This window comes from Arthrobacter jinronghuae, from assembly GCF_025244825.1.
GTDB lineage: Bacteria > Actinomycetota > Actinomycetes > Actinomycetales > Micrococcaceae > Arthrobacter_B > Arthrobacter_B jinronghuae.
The window spans coordinates 3,126,969-3,147,444 of record NZ_CP104263.1 but is presented as its reverse complement, the minus strand read 5'-3'; the positions used below and the strand labels follow the sequence as shown (position 1 = coordinate 3,147,444).

The following is a 20,476-nucleotide window of genomic DNA, read 5'->3' as shown; positions in this document are numbered from 1 at the left end:
AACTAGCCCTTGACGGCGCCCTGGGTTAGGCCGGAGACGATTTGGCGCTGGAACGCGAGCACCAGGACAACTACGGGAATGGTGACGATGATCGCCGCGGCGGAAATGGCGCCGGTGGGCTCCTCGAACTGTGAAGCGCCGGTGAAGAACGCCAGGGCTGCCGGAACCGGCCGCGCCGCCTCGGTGGAGGTCAGCGAAATGCCGTACACAAAGTCATTCCAGGCGATGAAGAACGCAATGATCGCGGTGGTGAAGACGCCCGGTGCAGCGAGCGGAACAATGGCCTTGCGGAACGCCTGCCACGTGGTGGCCCCGTCCACCTGGGCTGCCTGCTCCAACTCCCACGGGATCTGCCGGAAGAAGGCTGCCAGGGTCCAGATGGAGATCGGCAGCGTCAGGGACAGGTAGGGGATGATGAGGCCGGGCCAGGTGTCATAGAGACCGATGTTGCGCCACAGGTTGAACAGCGGGGTCACGATGGAGATCACCGGGAAGATCGAGACACCCAGAGCCGTGGTCAGCACCAGTTTCTTGCCCGGGAAGTCCAGGCGGGCGATGGCATAGGCGCAGAGGGTGGCCAGGATGACCGCGATGAACGTGGCGATCAGGCAGATGCCGATGGAGTTGCGCAGGCTGCTCAGGAACAGGCCCTGCGCGTCGCCGACCAGGATCTGTTCGTAGTTGCTCCATGACCAGTTGGTCGGGAGGAAGGTCCCGGACGTCAGGTCGCTGGGCAGCTTGAACGAAGTCGCCAGGATCGACGCCACCGGGAACAGTGCGTAGAGGACGACCAGTATCGAAACAATGGTCCAAACGGTCCGCCGTTTGGCAGGTGAGGACTTCACTTATTTACCCCCTCGAGCACCGGAAAGGTCCACTTTGAACAGCTTGATGGCAATGAAGCAGATGATGATGACGCAGATGAACAGCAGGACCGAAACGGCCGAGCCCATGCCGATTTCCAGGCGGGTAATCGAGGTTCGGTAGGCCAGCAGCGACAGCACCTCGGTGCCGTACGCGCCGTTGGTCATGATGTACACGTTGTCGAAGATGCGGAAGGCGTCCAGTGCCCGGAACAGGACGGCGACCATGATGGCGGCCTTCATGTTGGGGATGATCACCTTGGACATCCGCTGCCACCAGGAAGCGCCGTCCACCTCTGCCGCTTCCGTCAGCTCCCCGGGAACCTGGGCCAGGCCCGCGAGCAGCAGCAGGGAGATGAACGGGGTGGTCTTCCAGATTTCCGAGGCCATGATGACGGAGAGAGCCGTCCAGGTGTCGGCAAACCAGTTCAGGTCCGAATCGATCCCGGGCACCCAGTTGAACCAGCTGTTGATGTACCCGGAGTTGATGTCGAAGGCATAGAACCAGGCGAAGGCGGAAACCACGGTGATGATGCCGTACGGCACGAGGATCGCGGTGCGCAGCCACCCGCGGACGGCCTTCAGCGCGCTGTTCATCACCAGGGCCAGGGCAAAACCGAGGATCAGCTCAATGACGACGGTGATGACCGTGATCAGCACCGTGACACCCAGGTCCCGCCAGAACAATCCGTCCGAAAGGATGGTGGCGTAATTGCCCAGTCCCACGAACTCCCGGTCCGCCGGAGCGGTCAAACGGTACTTGAACAGCGATTCCCAGAGCGCCAGAAGGATCGGATAGGCGGTGACCGCCAGCATGATGATGAAGGCGGGCCCGGCGAGCCAGAAACCGAGCCGCCGCTCCGCTTTGGCGCGGTCACTGAGGGGTTGTTTGGACGGGGTGGGCTTGGCCGGGGCTTCCCGGACCGCTTCGACGGAAGTGCTCACAGCAGTTTCTCCCCTCTAAGGACTTCCAGAATGAATTCCTGGCTCTCGGCCGGGGTGGTGTCGGGGTTGACCTCGCTCGGCGGAGTCCAGGTCTGCTGGATGCCCGTGGAGATCTCGTTGTAGTACGGCGTCTGCGGCCGCGGCACGGCCAGTTCCAGCGAGTCCCGGATGACCGGGGCCATCGGGAATGTCTCTTCGATCCCCGGTGCGTTGTAGGCCTCTTCGTTCGACGGCGGGTTGCCGTTGGTGGTGAAGTACTGCGCCTGGTTCTCGGGCGAGACGATGCATTCAATGGCCTGGAACGCCAGATCAGGGTGCTGGCTGTTGGAGCCCACTCCGAGGTTGATGCCGCCCAGCGGGGGAGCAGTATCCTCGCCCTCGTTCATGGCCGGGTAAAGAGCCCAGCCGATGTCCTCGATGAGGGACTCAGGCAGCGCGCCTTCCTCGACCGACGCGTTGGTGGCCGGCCAGACGAAGGGATAGTTGACCATGAACGATCCCTGGTCACCCTGGAACTGGATCATGGAGGTGTTTTCCGTCTGCGTGGGCAGTCCGGGACCGCCCAGGCCTTCCTTGCCGATCGTGGAGACTACGTCCGCCGCCTGCTTTCCGGCATCGGAGTCGAGTCCTAGCTTGAGTTCATCCGCCGATGCGTCAGGGTTCTGCACAATTTCACCGCCGGCGGACGCCACCAGTGCGTTCACCCACACCGTCATGGACTCGGCCCGGGCGCCCTGGACGCCGATGTATTTGTCCTGGCTCTCGGCCGCGGCAATTATGTCGTCCCAGGTTACCGGCTGGGTCATGTCAAGACCTGCGGCTTGCGCAACGGATTTGCGGTACCAGAGGATCTGCGTGTTGGCCCAGAAGGGAACGGCCACCACTTCGTCTTTCCACTTTGCTCCAGCGAGGGCGCCTTCCAGCACACCCTCGGTGGTCCGCTCCGCTACGTCGTCCGGTACGGGTGCCAGGTATCCCGGTTCCGCGTACTCGGGGACGTTGGGTGGATCCAGGCTCATGATGTCCATGCTTTTGTCCCCGGCCGCGAGGCGTCGGGCCAGCTGTTCGCGCTGGGAGGCGGCATCGTTTGGCAGCAGGGAGGTCTCGATGGTGTAGGCACCCCCCGAGGCGTCGCTGCACTGCTTCGCGAGTTCTGCCTGCCCGCCCGCATCCGGGTTGATGTACCAGGTCAATGTGGGTGCTGCGCCCTCATCGGTTCCGCAGCCGGTCAGGAGAGTCGCACCCAGGGCGAGAGCAACGCCGGCAGCAGCCCGTGCCCCTTTCCGGGTATGCCCCCAGTATCTTGCGTCCTTTGGCATCGGTACTGTGCCTCCACCTCGTCGTAAGCGTCCCCTGCGGCGTTGCATGGAACGTACCGCACACTAAGCGGCCTTCGCTTTGACCATATGCCTTGAACGTAATTTATGCCACATCCATACCGGCCAAACCGGGTGTTGCCTCAGGTCAGCAGGGCAGCGGCCAGGACCAGCACGGGAAGCGAGGCAATGGTGGTGAGCAGCACGGTGTCCTTGGCTACCAGCACACCTTCTTCGTAGCGGGCAGCGGCAACGAAAACATTCTGTGCAGTGGGAAGGGCCGCGGTGACCACGACGGCGAAAAGCAGGTGACCTTCCATCCCAAGGACGAAGCGGGCCAGTACGAAAGCCAGCAGCGGCTGGACCAGGAGCTTGAAGGCAGAGGCGAGGACGACGTCGGCCCGTCTGCCGCCGTCGGCGGTCAGGGGCCGCGACCCCACCAGTGAAAGCCCGAAGGCAAGGAGCATGGCGGGAACCGCTGCACCGCCGATCAGGGACACCGGTTCATGGATGATTTCGGGCAGCTGCGTGCCGGTGGCGGCCAGCAGCAGGCCGATCAGGGAGCCGACGATTATCGGATTGCGGACCACCTGCCCGGCAAAAACCCGAACCGAGGTACGCCGGCCGCTGGTGGCCGAATCCATCATCATCAGGAAGAACGGGGTGAAGAAAGCGAGCTGGAAAATCAGCACGGGTGCAATATAGGCAGCATCCCCGAGGACGTATACGCAGATGGGCAGCCCAAGATTGGCGGCATTTACCAGGGATGAGGACATGGCGGAAATAAGCATTTCCGGCAACGGGCGGCGCAGCCACCAGCGGGTAACGAGCACGTAGAGGAGCGCCGTGGCCAAGGCGCTGGCGGCGGCCACCAGCAGCGGAAACGAGAAGACCGTGGGCAGATCGGCATCACTGAGCGTAATGAGCAGCAGCGCCGGCGAAGCAACGAAGAACGCCAGGCGGCTCAGTACGGTCTGTGCGTTTTCCCCCAGTACGCCGAGCCTGCCGATGGCATACCCGGTGAGGATGATGATCCAGACAACGGCGAATCCGGTGAGTACCCCCAGCACCGGATGCTGCTATCTGGCTTCGGCTGCGGCGCCCGGGTTGCCGGCCATGACCTGGGTGTTGTCCAGAGCCAGCGGAGGACGCTCGGTGCCTTCCGTCACGGCCTCGGCCGGGTCGGTGCCCAGCTCCAGGATCCGATTGGCGGAATCAACATGGACTACCGTCGGCACAAAGGAGCGGGCCTCTTCGGTGGTCATATCTGCGTAAGTGATGAGGATGACCGTGTCGCCCACGTGCACCAGGTGGGCCGCTGCACCGTTGATGCCCAGCACCCCCGAGCCGCGCTCGCCGGCGATGGTGTACGTCTCCAGCCGGGCGCCGTTGTCGACGTCGACGATCGAGACGAGCTCGCCGGGCAGGATGTCCGCGGCTTCGAGGAGGTCAAGGTCAACCGTCACGGACCCCACGTAGTGCAGGTCGGCATGGGTCACCGTGGCGCGGTGGATTTTGGACTTAAACATTTTCCGGTTCATCGCGGACAAGTCTACGCCGATTACCCCGGACTTTGAGCCGGGGGTTGACACGCTGACAGCGAAAGTGCATGCCGTGCGGTGCAGGGGGGAGGGGGAGGGGGTGGAGCCTTGCTCCGAAATGGAGCGGGCGACGGGAATCGAACCCGCGTATCAAGCTTGGGAAGCTAGCGCTCTACCATTGAGCTACGCCCGCAGTGTCCGGAAGGAATCCGGCACAGCTCCTAACTTTACATGGAACCTGCCGGTTGCCTAATTCGTTTGCGGGTGCTGCCGAAGTGTTTCCGGACTGGTCGGCTAAACACCGCCGGACTAGTCTCCGGAGGAGCCCTCGCCGGGTTCAGAATCGGCGCCGGCCCGGGCCCGCTCCACGAGTTCGCGCCACCTGCCCTTGACTTGCCGTTCCGGGATGGTGACGGCGGTGGGGCCCACCGAAATCTCGTACATGAACCGGTCCGGTTCGCTGTCCGGGGCTTCGGGCGGGTCGCTGAGGAGCGGCAGCCACCGCTCCTGTGCTTCTTCGGAGCTGACCTGCGTGCTCCAGGTGCGCTGCATGCCCGCAAAGCCGCCGCTGCGCACTACAACCAGTTTCATACCAAGACGTTAACCTCTTTCCACGCTGCCTGCACAGCAGTACTTTCCTCCGTCCCCGCTCCGTACCTTTTTTCCGCTGCGGTGAGCGTGGCGGCGGCAAAGACGGCGAAGGTGGCGTCGGCGGGGAAATTGCGTTCGGTGATGGTGTCGTACCAGACCTGGCCGGCGCGTTCCCAGGCATACCCGCCCAGGGCTTCAGCCACCAGGTAGAAAGCGCGGTTGGGGATTCCGGAGTTGATGTGCACACCGCCGTTGTCCGCCGCGGTCTTCACAAAGTCCGCCATGGACCCCGGCTGCGGATCCTTGCCAAGCACGTCGTCGTCGTACGCAGTGCCCGGCGCCTTCAAGGACCGCAGTGCCTGCCCCTGCACCAGATCCGTGAACAGGCCCTCGCCAACCAGCCAGCTCGCCTGGTCCGCTGTTTGTCCCAGCAGTTTCTGCTCGACCAGTACGCCGAAAACATCGGCTATTGATTCGTTGAGCGCCCCGGCCTGGTCGCGGTAGTCCAGCTGCGCGGTGTACTGGATGATGCCGTGGGTCAGCTCGTGGCCGATCACGGTGAGGGACTTGCTGAAGCGTTCAAACACCTCGCCGTCGCCGTCGCCGAGCACCATCCGGGAGCCGTCCCAGAAAGCGTTGTCATAGGCACGTCCATAGTGGACGGTGGCCTCCAACGCCCGCCCCGCGCCGTCGAGCGAGGAACGTCCGTAGGCATCGCTGAAGAGGCGGTAAGTGGCGCCGAGCCCGGCATAGGTTTCGTCCACGGCTGGGTCGCCCGTGTCCGGCTGGCCTTCGGACCGCACTACCGTGCCCGGCAGTTCCTCCAGGCCCAGGGCATCGGAGATCGTGCGGCGCAGGGACGGGGTGAACGCCGTGCCTGATCCGCGGGACGGCGCAGAGTGCGGCGCCGAGCGCGCGGATTCCACGCCGTCGATCCCGGTCAAGGCACGACGGGCCGACTTCGCCGCTGTTGCCTTTGCAGGGTCTTCGGCGGCGGCCAGGCGGGCAAGCAGATACGGCGGAACGATGGAACAGATCGAAGAAGCAACGCTTGAGTTTGTCACGGTACAGCCCTCCCTCTGTTGTGAGGTTCCCCAGCGTAGGCCCCGGCACTGACACTGCAAGCGCTAGGCCTGCAAAAACGGCATCAAATGGCCATAACGCAACCTAATCGGCTGTTTTCGACCCTTTCGCGGTCGGATCAGCCCTGTTCGGGAGCGGCCGGGTCCTGTGCCTGCGCTGCGGTCTTTTCGTACGCCTCGACAAGCGAAGCCACGACGTCCGGGCCGATCTCCAGCCCTACTTCGTGTCCCGGGTTCACGGACATGCCGTATCCGGGGGCGATGCTGCGGATGGTGGCTTCGCCGCTGGCCCTGACGACCACCGGTGCTGCTTCGCGCAGCTGCGCGGGGATGCGGTCCGGGGAGGTGAAGGTGGCAGCCACGGAGTAGTCGGCGTCCGGGGCTTTCAGGACCACTGCCTGGAAGGTGGAGGGATCGTCTTCCTTCGTCAGGCGCCCCACGCTGAGCAGTTCCGATGTCCAGATGACGGACATGACCTCGCGGTTGGTGATCCGGCCCTCGCGGCCTGCGGTGATGGCCTCTTCAAGCGCCGCGCCGGGTGCTTCGACGTCGTCGTTGGCCAGCGGCATTGTCGGGATCTCGGGGGTGTTGTCCGGTTCCATGGGGACTCCTTCTCAGGGCTCGGTGCCAAAACCCCAAGTCTGGCATATTGAGCGGATACCGTGGTGGGCATGAGTCCGAACGAGAACACCCGCAGCCTCGAAGCAGGCATTGAGCGGGACTTCAGCGACAAGATGAGCTACGGGTCCTACCTTGCCCTGGATGAACTGCTCTCCGCGCAGCATCCGGTGAGCAGCCCGGAGCACCACGACGAGATGCTCTTCATCATCCAGCACCAGACCTCGGAGCTGTGGTTGAAGCTCGTCCTGCACGAGCTGCTCGCCGTGCGGGCGCGGCTGGCGGCGGATGACCTGCGTTCGGCCATGAAGGGAATTGCCCGGATCAAGCACATCCAGCGCTCGCTGACCGAACAGTGGTCCGTGCTGGCGACACTGACCCCGTCCGAGTATTCCGAATTCCGCGATGACCTGGGCGCTTCGAGCGGCTTCCAGTCCTACCAGTACCGTGCCGTGGAGTTCCTGCTGGGCAACAAGAACGAGGCAATGATTGCCGTGTTCGCAGCAGACCCGGCCGCTCAGGAGCTGTTGTCCGGACTGCTGTCCCGGACCAGCATCTACGACGAGTTCATCCGCTATCTTGCCCGGCGCGGCTACGCGGTGGCGCCGGAACTCCTGGACCGGGACGTGACGCAGGCACATGTGTATGACGAGTCACTGCTTGCGGTCTACAAGTACGTCTACGAAAACCCCGCCGGGAACTGGGACGTCTACGAGGCCTGCGAAGAACTGGTGGACCTCGAGGACAATTTCCAGCTGTGGCGTTTCCGACACCTGAAAACCGTGGAACGCACCATCGGAATGAAGCGGGGTACTGGCGGTTCCAGCGGCGCAGGCTTCCTGCGGCGTGCCCTCGAACTGACGTTTTTCCCCGAGCTCTATGCGGTGCGGACGGAAATCGGCCGCTAGGGGCATGCGCTATTTTTGAAGAGTGCTGATTTCTGACCGCGACATCCGAGCCGAGATTGCCGACAACCGGATTGCCCTGGACCCCTATGACCCCGCAATGGTCCAGCCTTCCAGCGTCGATGTGCGCATCGACCGCTTCTTCCGGCTATTCGACAACCACAAGTACGCCCACATCGATCCCTCGCAGGACCAACCCGAACTGACCCGCCTGGTGGAAGTGGCTCCGGACGAGCCGTTCATCCTCCACCCCGGAGAGTTCGTCCTGGGTTCCACCTACGAGCAGGTCACCCTGCCGGACGATATTGCCGCGCGGCTGGAGGGCAAGTCTTCGCTGGGTCGGCTTGGGCTGCTGACGCACTCCACGGCAGGCTTCATTGACCCCGGTTTCTCCGGCCACGTCACGCTCGAGCTTTCCAACATGGCAACGCTGCCCATCAAGCTGTGGCCCGGCTCCAAGATCGGCCAGCTGTGCTTCTTCCGGCTCAGCTCCCCGGCGGAGCACGCCTACGGCTCCGGCAGCTACGGCAACCGGTACCAGGGCCAGCGCGGCCCGACGGCGTCGCGCAGCCACCTGAACTTCCACCGCACGGATGTCACCGCTGCCTCGAATGACGAGGACACGGCGGGCGTCAGCGCCTCCTAGGGCCTGCGGAGGCGGCGAGACCGTCCGGCTGGAGGGCCTGAGGGCCTGGCGGAGGCGGCGAGACCGTCCGGCTGGAGGGCCTGGCGGAGGCGGCTTTAATATTCCAAGCGAGCTCTGCGAGCGAAGGAATTTCGTTGCCGCCGGAGCCAGGCCCATAGGCCGGACCTATAGCGCTTACTCCTTATCCGCGGCCGGAACGGTCCGTGCTGCGGGGGAGCGGACCGGGAGCAGGACCAGCAGGCCCACCAGCAGCACGGCCATAATGCCGATAATGCCGTACCGCTGGCTGCCGAAGATCGCGATGCAGGCCGAGAACAGGGCGGGGGCCAGGAAGCTGACCGCCCGCCCCGTGGTGGCATACAGGCCGAACAGCTCGCCTTCCTTGCCCTCCGGGGCCAGCCTGGCCAGGAACGCCCGGGATGCGGACTGGGCCGGGCCAACGAACAGGCACAGCAGCAGGCCGAAGATCCAGAATGTGGTGTCGCCGGTCCACTGCAGCCCAAACAGGTCCTGGTCGCCCGGACCCAGCACCACGATGGCCGTGCCGGCCAGGATCAGTCCGATCAGCGAACCGACGATCACGGCCTTGGGGCCGGAACGGTCATCGAGGAAGCCGCCGACCACGGACCCGGCGGCGGCCACCACGTTGCCGAAGATGGCGAACATAATCACCTCTGACAGTTCCCAGTCGAACGTGCCCGCCGCGATAACGCCGCCGAAAGTGAATACTGCCGCCAGACCGTCCCGGAAGACGGCGCTGGCGAGAAGGAAGTAAATGGTGTGCGGGTCGGTCCGGAAGAGGGCCTTGATGCGCTGGAACAGGAGCTTGTAGGAGTCAAGGATCCCCAGCCGTGCCACTGCGTCCTGCCGGGGAACCTCGGGCACGGTGAACATCAGCGGCAGGGCGAACAGCAGGAACCAGACGGCGGAAAACAGCGCAACGGCCCGGATGTTCAGTCCGTCTTCGGAGGTGACGCCGAACCAGCCGACATCGGGCTGCACAAAGCCCACGAGCACCAGCGCCAGGGCGACGATTCCGCCTACATAGCCCATCGCCCAGCCCAGGCCGCTGATTTTTCCGACCGAGGCCGGTGTGGAAATCTGGCTAAGCATGGCGTTGTAGTTCACGCCCGCGAACTCGAAGAACAGGTTCGCCACGGCGATCAGGGCCACGCCCAGGATCAGGAACTCGGGGGCGGGGAAAACAAACCAGCACGCCGCGACCAGGGCGCAGGTCAGCAGGGTGTTGACGGTGAGCCATGTGCGGCGGCGCCCACCCGCGTCCGACCGTTGGCCGGTGACCGGCGCGAGGACGGCCACTGCAACACCGGCAATGGCGAGGCCGGCGCCAAGGACGGCGGAGTTCTCGTCTTTGTCCCCGAACTGCTCCGAGGTCAAGTAGACAGTGAACACAAAGGTGGTCATCACCGCATTGAAGGAAGCGGACCCCCAGTCCCAGGCAGCCCAGGCCGCCACCTGCTTCCAGCGTGCAGGTGCGGCGGCGCCCGGCGCCGGGACACCCGGAGACGATTTTTGTGTGCTGAGACTCATGCCGCTGAGCCTAGCGGCTGCCGCGGCCGGTGACGGTATTCAACGCCCAAAACGCCGGTGGCCGGTTCCTTTGCCGAACGGCCCGAATAGGAGGGCGTACGTATGCCATGGGTAGAATGTACATACGACCTTGACCACCCCCCTTGATAACTGCAGCCAAAATCAGGCTGAAACATCGACAAAAGAGCCCGGGAGATCATAGTGCTGTTTGTGCTCACCGTTTTATTTGCGGTGGCATTGGTTGCGCCCTTGGTGTTCCGCAGGATCGGTCGGTCCGCGTTCTACATCCTCGCCGCCTTCCCGGCCGCTGCGTTCGTTTGGCTGATGGCCACCTTCCCCCGGTACACCGGCGCGGACCAGACGCTGGCCTCCGGCGCACCGAACGCGCCGCCGTCGGTCACCATTGCCTGGATTCCCGAGCTCCGGGTGGAACTGGCCTTCCGGATGGACACCCTTGCGGCTGTGCTTTCCATCCTGATCCTGGGCGTGGGTGCCCTGGTCCTGTTCTACTGCGCCCGGTACTTCCGGCCGAATGACCCGAAGATGGGCAGCTTCGGCGCCCAGCTGCTGGCGTTCGCCGCCGCCATGTTCGGTTTGGTTACGGCAGATGACCTCATCCTGCTGTTCATCTTCTGGGAACTGACCACCATCCTTTCCTACCTGCTGATCGGGTACTCGGCGCACCGGCTCTCGGCCCGCCGTGCGGCGCTGCAGGCATTGATCGTCACTACCTTCGGCGGCCTGGCGATGCTGGTCGGCATGATCATCCTCGGCACCGCCGCCGGGACGTACCGGATCTCGGAGATCCTGGCGCAGGCGCCGGAACTGGTGAACGCCGGGACGCTGGTCAACGTTGCCATCGCCCTGCTGCTGGTCGGTGCCGTCTCGAAATCCGCGCTCGTGCCCTTCCACTTCTGGCTGCCCGCCGCCATGGCCGCTCCCACCCCGGTCAGTGCCTACCTGCATGCCGCCGCCATGGTGAAGGCCGGCATCTACCTCATCGCCCGGCTGGCCCCCGGCTTCTCCGAGACGCTGCTGTGGCACCCCATCGTGCTGGTCCTGGGCCTGGCCACCATGCTGCTGGGCGGCTGGCGCGCACTGCGCCAGTACGACATCAAACTGATCCTCGCCTACGGCACGGTCAGCCAGCTCGGCTTCCTTACCTTGGTGGTGGGCCTGGGCAGCCGGGAGGCTGCAGTCGCCGGGATGGGCCTGCTCCTGGCGCACGGCTTCTTCAAGGCGACCCTGTTCCTGGTGGTCGGGATCATCGACCACCAGGCCGGTACCCGGGATATCCGCAAACTCTCGGGAATCTTCCGTGCCGCGCCGAAACTGGCCGTCGTCGCGGTCATCGGTGCAGCCTCCATGGCTGGTGTGCCGCCGCTGCTGGGCTTCGTGGCCAAGGAATCGGTCTACGAGACCTTTGTGCATTACGGCGAGCAGCAGGGAACCATCGCCGCCTGGCTCCTGCTTGCCGGCGTGGTGACCGGTTCCATCCTCACCTTTGCCTACAGCGCCCGCTTCATCTGGGGCGCCTTCGCAGCCAAGGAAGGCTACACACCCACCCCGTTCAAGGCGGTGTCCTGGTCCTTCCTTGCAGCTCCGGCGATCCTGGCCGGTGTCACCGTAGTATTCGGGCTCTGGCCGGCACCGATTGATTCTGCGATTGCGTCCTACGCGGACCTCTTCCCGGCCGAAGGCAAGCCCACCCACCTGGCCCTCTGGCACGGCCTGACCCCGGCGCTGGGCCTGACCGTGCTCACCCTCGGCATCGGCGTCGTCCTGTTCCTGCTGGCCCGGCAGGTCGAGGACCTCCAGCGGGAAGTCGCCTTCCCGGTCGACGCCGAGCGGTCCTACCGCGGCGGCATCGGGGTACTCGACGACGTCGCCGTGTGGGTCACCGGCCGCACGCAGCGCGGTTCGCTGCTGTTCTACCTGTTCGTCATCCTGACCATGGCGATCCTGACGCCGCTGATGGCTCTGATCCTGCGGTCCGCGCCCCTGCCGCAGGACTTCCGCTGGTTCGATACCCCGCTGCAGGCCGTAATCGGCGCGGCGGTGGTCCTGGGCGCCGTTGCAGCGGCCCGCGCCACCAAGCGTTTCCTGGCCGTGCTGATGGTTTCCGTCAGCGGTTACGGCATTGCCCTGATCTTTGCGCTGCAGGGCGCCCCGGACCTCGCCCTGACCCAGATGCTCGTCGAAACCATAGTCCTGGTGGCGTTCGTGCTGGCCCTGCGGTCCCTGCCGGCCAGGTTGTGGAAGCGCGAACCCAAGCGCCACCGCTTCCTGCGCGCCATGCTGGGCATCGCCTTCGGCGCCAGCATGGTGGTGTTCGCCATGACTGCCATGGCGTCCCGGGTCGCCACCCCGGTATCCCTCGATTTCCCGGAGCTGGCCTACAACGGCGGCGGCGGATCCAACATCGTCAACGTGACGCTGGTCGACATCCGCGCCTGGGACACGTTCGGCGAAATCACGGTGCTGGCCATCGCGGCCACCGGCCTTGCCTCCCTGATCTTCGTCCGCGGACGCGGCGACAAGCGGCGCCGGGCGGAGGGAGTGGCCAGCGGTTCAGTGGACCGGGGCCGCGAGCAGTTTGCTCCCACCGGGCGCCGTCAGGCTACCCTCGCGCTTGCCCGCAAATTCTCCAGCGTTGGCCGTGACGCCTGGCTGGTGGCAGGCCGGACGCTTGCGCCCGAGCGTCGGTCCATCATCTTCGAGGTCGTTACCCGGCTGCTTTTCCATTCCGTCATCCTGTTCTCGGTCTACCTGCTGATCGCCGGACACAACCTGCCCGGCGGCGGGTTCGCCGGCGGTCTGATGGCCGGACTCGCGCTGACCATCCGTTACCTTGCCGGCGGCCGCTTTGAGTTGGCCGAAGCCAGTCCGGTCAGCGCCGGCACCCTGCTGGGCGGCGGCTTGGGCGTGATTGCCCTGTCCGCAGCGGCACCGCTGTTCTTCGGCGGGCAGATCCTGCAGAGCGCAATTCTCAAATTCACCTGGCCGGTCTTCGGGGAGGTCAAGTTCGTCACCTCCACGATCTTCGACATCGGCGTCTACCTGGTGGTGGTGGGGCTGGTGCTGGATGTCCTGCGCAGCCTGGGCTCGGAGATCGACGAGCGCAGCGAGGCCGACGCCGATGATGACGACGACGAAAGCATTGTGGAGGAACCGGAAATCATTGACGTTGCCATCCGTTCCGACGCCGATGCCGACGCCGGCTCCCGCCCCGAAGAGGAAGAGGTGGCACGGTGACTGTGAACCTCACCCTCCTGCTGGTGATGGGGTGCCTGTACGCGGCCGGCATCTACCTGCTGCTTGAGCGGAGCCTGACCCGGGTGGTGCTTGGCCTGGCCATGCTCAGCAATGCCACCAATATCCTGCTGCTCGCCACCGGCGGAGCCGCGGGGCTCGCCCCGATCTTCAACAAGGACATCGCGGCGGATGCGTATAACGATCCGCTGCCGCAGGCCTTCATCCTGACCTCGATCGTGATTTCCTTCTCGGTCACCGCCTTTATGCTCGGCATCATTTACCGGTCCTGGGTACTGGGCCGGCAGGACGAGGTCCAGGACGACATTGAGGACCGGCGCGTGGCCAGCCAGAGCAGCTTCGATGCCGAAGATGACGCAGACGTCCCGGAGGACACCACGGAATTCACTCCGCCGGAGGAAGCCGAAGAGGCTCCCGGCTCCCAGCGCGGCAACACACAAAACGAACCGGAGGTGAACCGATGAACACAGCCAGCCTTGCACCGCTGGCGGTGGTGCTCCCGGTTTTCGGTGCCGCCCTCGCGTTCATCCTGATCCGCCACCAGCGCTCCCAGCGCGTGGTGAGCATCAGCATCCTCAGCTTCACCCTGCTCCTTGAGGTCGTCCTGCTGTCCTCGGTGTGGGAAAACGGTGCGCAGGCGGTGAACCTGGGCGCCTGGCTTCCGCCGTTCGGCATCACCATGGTGGTGGACCAGTTCTCCGCGCTGATGCTGGTGGTCTCTTCGGCCATCAGCCTCTCCGTGCTGATCTATGCCGCTGGCCAGGGCATGGCCGACGGCGACGAAGACGGACCCATTTCGATCTTCCACCCGACCTACCTGATCCTGGTGGCAGGCGTTTCCAACGCCTTCCTCGCCGGGGACCTGTTCAACCTGTACGTGGGCTTCGAGATCCTGCTGACCGCCAGCTATGTCCTGATGACCCTCGGCGGGACTACGCCGCGCATCCGCGCCGGCGTGACCTACGTGGTGGTGAGCGTGGTGTCCTCGCTGCTGTTCCTGATTGCGATTGCCATGATCTACGCCGCCACCGGCACGGTGAACATGGCAGACCTGGCGCTGAAGCTCGGCGAGCTGGATCCCGCGACCCAGCTGATGCTGCACCTGATGCTGCTGGTGGCGTTCGGCATCAAGGCAGCCATCTTCCCGCTGTCCTTCTGGCTGCCGGACTCCTATCCCACTGCGCCGGCCCCGGTCACCGCTGTGTTCGCCGGCCTGCTGACCAAGGTGGGTGTTTACGCCATGGTCCGCACCGAGACCCTGCTTTTCCCCGGGGACCGGATCAACACACTGCTGATGGTGGTGGCGGGGCTGACCATGCTGGTGGGCATCCTGGGTGCCCTGGCGCAGACCGACATTAAACGTATGCTCTCGTTCACCCTGGTCAGCCACATCGGCTACATGGTGTTCGGCCTGGCGATTGCCTCCGTGGTGGGCATCGGCTCCACCGTGTTCTACGTGGTGCACCACATTACGGTGCAGACTTCCCTGTTCCTGGTGACGGGCCTGATTGAACGCCGCGGCGGAACCGCTAACATGGACCGGCTCGGCGGGCTGGCGCGGCTGTCGCCGCTGCTGGCCGTGCTGTACTTCATTCCGGCCATCAACCTGGCCGGCATTCCGCCGTTCTCCGGTTTCCTGGGCAAGCTCGGCCTGATGCAGGCCGGCGTGGAACTGGGCACCCCGCTGGCGTATGTCCTGGTGGGTGCGGGCGCCGCCACCAGCCTGCTGACCCTGCTGGTGATGGCACGGGTGTGGAACCGCGCGTTCTGGCGTACCCCCGAGGACGCCGTGCATCCGGACCCGATCCTGCTGGCCACCAGCACCGACGGGTCCAGCCTGCGCAGCTCCGAGCATGTCATCGAGCATGCCACGGGGCGGTTCTCCGGCAAGGAATCCGTCGATCTGCTGCCCCGGACCATGGTTTACCCGACGGTGGGCCTGGTCGCACTCGGCGTCGCCCTGACCGTGGCCGCCGGGCCGCTGTTTTCACTCAGTGACGGCGCCGCACGGGACCTGTTGGACCGCACGCCGTACATTGAAGCGGTTCTGGGCGAGGGAGCAGCCGAATGACCAAGGAAGCACGCATGCGCAGCCGGTCCCGGGTTCCGCTGCTGCAGGAACTGCCCCTGCTGATCTGGCTGGTGTTCCTTTGGGGAGCCCTGTGGCAGGACTTCAGCGCCGGGAACCTGATCTTCGGAACGGTGATCGCCTTCTTCGTGGCGAACATCTTCTACCTCCCGCCAGTGGAACTCAGCGGCAGGTTCAACCCGCTCTACGCGCTGCTCTTCGCCGGGCGCTTCCTCTACAAGCTGGTGCAGGCCAGCTTCCACGTGTTCTGGCTGGCAGTTGTCCGTGGACCGCGGATCCGCAACGGGGTGATCGGGGTGAAACTGCGCAGCCGCTCGGACCTGCTGGTCACGGCCACCGGCCACGTGCTTTCCCTGATCCCCGGCTCGTTGATTGTCGACGTCGACCGTTCCACCTCGACTCTGTACCTGCATGCGCTGAACGTGTCCACGGCGGAACAGGCCGAGAGAGTGCGGGCAGATGCCCTGGACGCCGAGGCCTGGCTGATCCGCACCCTGGGAACGAAAGAGGAGCTGGCCGCCCTGCGCGCCGAAACCGCTGAAACACGGAAACGAAAGATTGGAGGCCGGGCATGATGAGCGCAGCTGTGGTGGCCGTGTCCGTCATGCTGGCGGTGGCCGGCGCCGGTGCCATTTACCGGATTGCCCGCGGTCCCTCGATCCTGGACCGGGTACTGGCCTCGGACGTCCTGCTGGCCATCGTCGGCGCGGCCCTGATCACGGACATGATCGTTTACCGCAACCTGGACTACCTGGCCCTGGTGGTTGCTATCTCCCTGATCGGTTTCATCGGGTCTGTGACGGTTGCCCGCTTCGTAACGGACAGGCGGTAGCACCATGGAAGAGACCGTCTATGACGTGATCACGGCCGTGCTGATGCTCGGCGGCGCACTGATGTCCCTGGCCGCCGCCATCGGCCTGATCCGTTTCCCCGACCTGCTCAGCCGCATGCACGCAGCCACCAAACCCCAGGTGCTTGGGCTGCTGCTGTTCCTGCTGGCGATGGCCGTGGAGTTCCGCAGCTGGAAACTGCTTCCTATCCTGTTCGTGGCCTGGATCTTCATGCTCCTGACCGCACCGGTCTCGGCGCACATGGTCGGCCGGGCCGGTTACCGGACCAAGCACCTGCGGCCCGAGCTGCTGGTCATCGACGAACTGGACGACGTCGTCGAACGCGCGCAGCGCCTGCTCCGGGAGGCGGAAGAGGACGCGCTCGAAGACGAGGAGGATGATCCGCGCGTGGATGACGACCCGGGGGAGAGCTACACCGGGGAGCTCGACGACGATGAGATGCTGCGCGCCCGCGGAACCGGAGCGGGGGAAGCGTTAAACAGCGACGCCCAGCGCCCGGGGAAAAACCCCGAGGGCTGAGCGCCCCTGCCTCCACCAACGGCGGAGTATTCAAAGGCTTAGACGATTTCCGGCGTCTTCTGGTAGCGCTGGATGGCCCGCTGCGTGCCCCGGTTGGTCAGCACGCGGATGACCTGGCTGACGGCACCCGAGACCACGGCAAACGCCACGGCGGAGCGGAGGCTGTTTTCCAGGCTGCCTTCGGCATCCTTGGGCGGCTCGTTGCCGGTGGCCTTGGTCCAGGCGAAGTCCAGCACCTTGGCGGCGACGATTCCGGAGAGGATGCTCGCTCCGGTTCCGAGCAGTTTGAGGATCAGGTTCATGAATACTCCTAGCTTCGGGCGTTTTTCCTAACCCTACGGTACCCGTTTGCCCGTCGCCGGATCGGGAGCGCGTGTGTAGAGTGGAACCGCAAACATACGACAGGGGAGCGCCGTCCCGCAGCAGGTCTTCGGACCGCGAAGGAAAAGGCGCTGAGAGTGCGGATAGCCGCAGACCCTCGAACCTGATCCGGTTAGTACCGGCGAAGGGAGTCGAGAGCTCAGGGAAATTCCCCGTTGGCCGGCAACGGCCCGCGGGGAAGTGCGCCGGTTTACCGGCGCAGCATCACCCTCCCCTCCTGACTTCAGGAGGATATTCATGAAAGACCAATCCGCAGTACCCGACCGCACCCGACCTGCAGCCTCAGGGCGTTCCTGGCGGGTGGTGGACATTGTTGTTGCCTCCGTCCTCGCGGTGGCCGTGGGCGTGATCTTCTGGGCCTGGTCCCTGGGCTACGCCGGGATCAGCGCACTCACCGCGGCGTTTCCGCCGCTCGCCGGGCTCTACACCGGCGGCTGGCTGATTGCCGGAGTGCTGGGCGGGCTCATCATCCGCAAACCCGGCGCGGCTATCTACTGCGAAATGCTGGCCGCCGCTGTGTCGGGCGTACTGGGCACGCAGTTCGGTCTCTCCGTACTGCTTTCGGGCTTCCTGCAGGGCCTGGGTGCCGAACTGGTGTTGCTGCTGTTCCTGTACCGCCGGTTCTCCCTTCCCGTGGCGCTGCTGGCCGGGCTGGGATCCGGACTGTTCCTCGGCCTGAGCGAAAACGTCCTGTACAACGTGGAATGGGCAGCGCAGTGGCAGCTGCTGTACGTCCTGCTCACCTGCGTATCGGGAGCGGTTATCGCAGGCGGGCTGTCCTGGCTGGCGGTCCGCGCGCTGGCACGGACGGGTGCCCTTGCGCCGTTCGCGTCCGGTCGGACCGGAACGGCGTAGCGGTGCTCTTCGGTAAGAAGGGCGGCGGAAACCGTCCGCCCGCTGCAGCGCCTTCCATCCCACGCCCCGAAGCCGCCCCCGGCTCCCGACGCCGGCCCCGCCCGGCTGCCGTCGCTGCCCGCGGCTGGGGCTGGCAGCACGGGGGACGGGCCGGTTTGGCCGTTTCCGGTCTGGACCTGGCGATTTCCCCGGGTGAACGGGTGTTGCTGCTGGGTGCTTCCGGTGCCGGAAAATCCACGTTCCTGCATGCCCTTGCCGGTGTCCTCGGCCCGGACACCGGCGGAGAGGAACAGGGGGTCCTGACGCTCGACGGCGTCCATCCCGCGAACGCCCGCGGGCGGACCGGGCTGGTCCTGCAGGACCCTGACTCTCAGACCGTCCTGTCCCGGGTAGGGGACGAAGTGGCCTTCGGTGCGGAGAACCTGGCCGTTCCGGCGGCGGAGATCTGGCCGCGGGTGCGCTCGGCGCTGGCCGACGTCGGACTGGAAGTTCCGCTGGACCGCTCCACCTCCGCGCTCTCGGGCGGACAGAAGCAACGCCTGGCCCTCGCATCCGTGATGGCTATGGAACCGGGCCTGCTGCTGCTCGATGAACCCACAGCCAACCTGGACCCGGACGGGGTGGTGGAAATCCGCGACGCCGTGACGCGGGTGCTGGACCGTACGGGTGCCACGCTCATCGTGGTGGAGCACAGGGTCGATGTCTGGGCCGGTGTTGTGGACCGTGTAGTGGTCCTCGCCGCCGGCGGCGGCGTGCTGGCGGATGGTTCCCCGGAACAGGTACTGGGCAATCCCGGGCACCGCAGCACCCTGGCGGAGTCCGGTGTCTGGCTTCCCGGCATCAGGCCGGAAATTCCGGGCGGTCCCTGGAGACCGGCTGCGGCCGGTCCCCGGCTGCTGGAGGCCCGCGGGCTGGCCGTTGCGCGTTCGCTCCGCGGCCCCGCCGTGCTGACCGGAGCGGACCTGAGCCTGGACGCCGGCACCGCCGTCGGTATCACCGGACCCAACGGTGCGGGTAAATCCACGCTTGCCCTGACTCTCGGCGGTCTGCTCCGGCCACGGGGAGGAACCCTCACCGCGGCCCCTGCCCTTGCCGGCACGGCCCGCCCGGAACCCGGCCGCTGGACCTCCGCGCAGCTGGTGGACCGCATCGGCACCGTCTTTCAGGAACCCGAACACCAGTTCCTGGCCAACACCGTGCTGGATGAACTGGCCTTCGGGCCGCGGCGGCTGGGCCGGGAGACGGACGGACAGGTGTTGGCCCGGGTGCATCAGCTGGCGGAACGGCTCCGGCTGGACGGGCTGCTCGAGGCCAACCCGTTCACGCTTTCAGGCGGCGAGAAACGCCGGCTGTCCGTGGCGACCATGCTTGCCACGGAGCCGTCCATCCTGCTGCTGGATGAACCGACCTTCGGACAGGATGCCCGGACCTGGGCGGAACTGGTGGCGCTGCTCCGCGGCCAGTTGTCGGAAGGACGCTGCGTGGTTTCCGTAACGCACGATGCCGAATTCATCGAGGCGCTCGCCTCCCGGAACCTCCGGGTGGCGGACGGGGTCCTCACACCTGCAGCTGCCGCGCCCGGCGTTCCAGCCGGCGGCGCCGCAACCGGCGACGTCGGAACGGCCCGGGACGTCCAGGTGCGGCGATGAGCGCTGTAGTTGCCGGGGCGCCGGCCCGGCCCGCCGGCACGTTCCTGGCCCGCGCCAACCCGCTCTCCAAGCTTGCCGCGGCAGTGCTGCTGACCCTGGCAGTACTGGTGACGGTGGACTGGGTGAGTGCCGCCGTCGTCCTCACCGCCGAACTGGCCCTGCTGCCGCTGCTGCACATCCGGATCGGAACATTGGTGCGGCGGATCTGGCCGCTGCTCGCCGCGGCGCTGATCGGCGCGTGGGGCACGGCGCTGCTGGCGGAAAAGACCGGGACGGTGCTGCTCGAGGCCGGGCCGCTGGTGTTCACCTCCGGTTCCGTTGCCGCGGGCATCGCCATCGGGCTGCGCGGCCTGGCCATAGCCCTGCCGGGAATCTATCTGCTGGCCACGACCGATCCCACCGACCTGGCCGATGCCCTGGCCCAGAAACTGAGGCTGCCGCACCGCTTTGTCCTGGGCGCGCTGGCGGCCATGCGGCTGGTGGGGCTGCTGGTGGAGGAATGGCGCACCATCGGACTGGCCCGGCATGCCCGCGGCGCGGGACCGGACGCCGGGGGAGCAGCCCGGATCCGAGGTTTCGCCGGGCAGTCCCTGGCGCTGCTGGTGCAGGCGATCCGCCGGGCCACCCGCCTGGCGACGGCAATGGAAGCGCGCGGCTTCGGCGCAGCGGAACGGACCTGGGCTCGAACGTCGACTTTCAGCGGGGTGGACGCGGTGGTGTTCGGGGTGGGGGTAGCCCTGTCCGTTGCTGCGGTGGCAGCTGCGGTGGCGGCCGGAACGTTCAACTTCATCCTGACCTGAG

At 65.7% G+C, this 20,476-nt stretch carries 20 protein-coding genes, 1 tRNA gene, 1 pseudogene and 1 riboswitch; of the genes and pseudogenes, 11 read left to right on the top strand and 11 right to left on the bottom strand.

Features of this window, described 5'->3' with window-relative positions; all coding sequences use genetic code 11:
• Nucleotides 1-2 precede the first annotated feature (2 nt).
• The 9 genes from N2K98_RS14780 to N2K98_RS14740 all read right to left on the bottom strand — a co-directional run bounded on the left by N2K98_RS14780 (nt 3) and on the right by N2K98_RS14740 (nt 6,940).
• The gene (locus tag N2K98_RS14780) at nt 3-845 is read right to left on the bottom strand and encodes a carbohydrate ABC transporter permease (RefSeq protein WP_255796776.1); all 843 of its coding nucleotides are present in this window, start codon (nt 843-845) and stop codon (nt 3-5) included.
• A complete protein-coding gene (locus N2K98_RS14775; protein WP_255864862.1) occupies nt 846-1,808 on the bottom strand; it encodes a carbohydrate ABC transporter permease in 963 nt (320 codons plus the stop codon). It lies immediately after the preceding gene.
• Entirely contained in the window at nt 1,805-3,127 is a 1,323-nt protein-coding gene (locus N2K98_RS14770) for an extracellular solute-binding protein (RefSeq protein WP_255796778.1), read from the bottom strand. Before N2K98_RS14770 ends, N2K98_RS14775 begins: the two co-directional genes overlap by 4 nt.
• A 140-nt stretch (nt 3,128-3,267) precedes the next feature.
• Nucleotides 3,268-4,194 carry an AEC family transporter gene (locus N2K98_RS14765; RefSeq protein WP_255796779.1) on the bottom strand — a complete coding sequence of 309 codons (927 nt, stop codon included), beginning with the start codon at nt 4,192-4,194 and terminating at the stop codon, nt 3,268-3,270.
• Between the two features lie 9 nt (nt 4,195-4,203).
• A complete protein-coding gene (gene panD / locus N2K98_RS14760) occupies nt 4,204-4,665 on the bottom strand; it encodes an aspartate 1-decarboxylase (protein ID WP_255796780.1) in 462 nt (153 codons plus the stop codon).
• Between the two features lie 119 nt (nt 4,666-4,784).
• Nucleotides 4,785-4,858: transfer RNA gene (locus tag N2K98_RS14755), tRNA-Gly, on the bottom strand.
• A gap of 116 nt (nt 4,859-4,974) precedes the next feature.
• Complete coding sequence (locus tag N2K98_RS14750) at nt 4,975-5,256, bottom strand: protealysin inhibitor emfourin (RefSeq protein WP_255796781.1); 282 nt, start codon at nt 5,254-5,256, stop codon at nt 4,975-4,977.
• On the bottom strand, nt 5,253-6,320 hold the full coding sequence (locus tag N2K98_RS14745) for a M4 family metallopeptidase (protein ID WP_255864863.1): 1,068 nt from the start codon (nt 6,318-6,320) through the stop codon (nt 5,253-5,255). The genes N2K98_RS14750 and N2K98_RS14745 overlap by 4 nt, the downstream gene beginning before the upstream one ends.
• 137 nt (nt 6,321-6,457) lie before the next feature.
• Complete coding sequence (locus N2K98_RS14740) at nt 6,458-6,940, bottom strand: SseB family protein (protein WP_255796783.1); 483 nt, start codon at nt 6,938-6,940, stop codon at nt 6,458-6,460.
• Nucleotides 6,941-7,009: 69 nt separating this feature from the next.
• Here N2K98_RS14740 and N2K98_RS14735 point away from each other — a divergent pair, with 69 nt between their 5' ends.
• The gene (locus N2K98_RS14735; RefSeq protein WP_255796784.1) at nt 7,010-7,864 is read left to right on the top strand and encodes a tryptophan 2,3-dioxygenase; all 855 of its coding nucleotides are present in this window, start codon (nt 7,010-7,012) and stop codon (nt 7,862-7,864) included.
• A gap of 22 nt (nt 7,865-7,886) precedes the next feature.
• Nucleotides 7,887-8,507 (top strand): dCTP deaminase, encoded by a 621-nt coding sequence (dcd, locus tag N2K98_RS14730; protein WP_255796785.1) that lies wholly within the window; start codon nt 7,887-7,889, stop codon nt 8,505-8,507.
• Between the two features lie 174 nt (nt 8,508-8,681).
• On the opposite strand, the gene N2K98_RS14725 is transcribed toward dcd, so the two are convergent.
• Nucleotides 8,682-10,058, bottom strand: a complete 1,377-nt coding sequence (locus N2K98_RS14725) for an MFS transporter (RefSeq protein ID WP_255864864.1) — start codon at nt 10,056-10,058, stop codon at nt 8,682-8,684.
• A 201-nt stretch (nt 10,059-10,259) separates the two neighbouring features.
• Between N2K98_RS14725 and N2K98_RS14720 the strand changes: the two genes are divergently transcribed.
• The 6 genes and pseudogenes from N2K98_RS14720 to mnhG all read left to right on the top strand — a co-directional run.
• The gene (locus N2K98_RS14720) at nt 10,260-13,313 is read left to right on the top strand and encodes a Na+/H+ antiporter subunit A (protein WP_255864865.1); all 3,054 of its coding nucleotides are present in this window, start codon (nt 10,260-10,262) and stop codon (nt 13,311-13,313) included.
• The gene (locus tag N2K98_RS14715) at nt 13,310-13,795 is read left to right on the top strand and encodes a Na(+)/H(+) antiporter subunit C (protein WP_229950460.1); all 486 of its coding nucleotides are present in this window, start codon (nt 13,310-13,312) and stop codon (nt 13,793-13,795) included. Before N2K98_RS14720 ends, N2K98_RS14715 begins: the two co-directional genes overlap by 4 nt.
• Entirely contained in the window at nt 13,792-15,402 is a 1,611-nt protein-coding gene (locus N2K98_RS14710; protein ID WP_255796788.1) for a Na+/H+ antiporter subunit D, read from the top strand. The genes N2K98_RS14715 and N2K98_RS14710 overlap by 4 nt, the downstream gene beginning before the upstream one ends.
• Complete coding sequence (locus N2K98_RS14705) at nt 15,399-15,995, top strand: Na+/H+ antiporter subunit E (RefSeq protein WP_255796789.1); 597 nt, start codon at nt 15,399-15,401, stop codon at nt 15,993-15,995. Before N2K98_RS14710 ends, N2K98_RS14705 begins: the two co-directional genes overlap by 4 nt.
• Nucleotides 15,992-16,252 (top strand): monovalent cation/H+ antiporter complex subunit F, encoded by a 261-nt coding sequence (locus N2K98_RS14700; RefSeq protein WP_227919225.1) that lies wholly within the window; start codon nt 15,992-15,994, stop codon nt 16,250-16,252. The genes N2K98_RS14705 and N2K98_RS14700 overlap by 4 nt, the downstream gene beginning before the upstream one ends.
• 4 nt (nt 16,253-16,256) lie before the next feature.
• Nucleotides 16,257-16,640 (top strand): annotated as a pseudogene (gene mnhG, locus N2K98_RS14695) (monovalent cation/H(+) antiporter subunit G); the annotation flags it as partial.
• A gap of 188 nt (nt 16,641-16,828) precedes the next feature.
• On the opposite strand, the gene N2K98_RS14690 reads toward mnhG, so the two are convergent.
• On the bottom strand, nt 16,829-17,092 hold the full coding sequence (locus N2K98_RS14690) for a DUF4235 domain-containing protein (RefSeq protein WP_227919224.1): 264 nt from the start codon (nt 17,090-17,092) through the stop codon (nt 16,829-16,831).
• A gap of 91 nt (nt 17,093-17,183) precedes the next feature.
• Nucleotides 17,184-17,318, top strand: a riboswitch (TPP riboswitch).
• 90 nt (nt 17,319-17,408) lie between these two features.
• On the opposite strand from N2K98_RS14690, the gene N2K98_RS14685 reads away from it, so the two are divergent.
• From N2K98_RS14685 to N2K98_RS14675, 3 genes are read left to right on the top strand one after another with little or no spacing between them, the layout of a single operon-like run.
• Complete coding sequence (locus N2K98_RS14685) at nt 17,409-18,026, top strand: ECF transporter S component (protein WP_255864866.1); 618 nt, start codon at nt 17,409-17,411, stop codon at nt 18,024-18,026.
• A 2-nt stretch (nt 18,027-18,028) separates the two neighbouring features.
• A complete protein-coding gene (locus N2K98_RS14680) occupies nt 18,029-19,675 on the top strand; it encodes an ABC transporter ATP-binding protein (RefSeq protein ID WP_407080030.1) in 1,647 nt (548 codons plus the stop codon).
• Complete coding sequence (locus N2K98_RS14675) at nt 19,672-20,475, top strand: energy-coupling factor transporter transmembrane component T family protein (protein ID WP_255796791.1); 804 nt, start codon at nt 19,672-19,674, stop codon at nt 20,473-20,475. Before N2K98_RS14680 ends, N2K98_RS14675 begins: the two co-directional genes overlap by 4 nt.
• Nucleotide 20,476 lies beyond the last annotated feature (1 nt).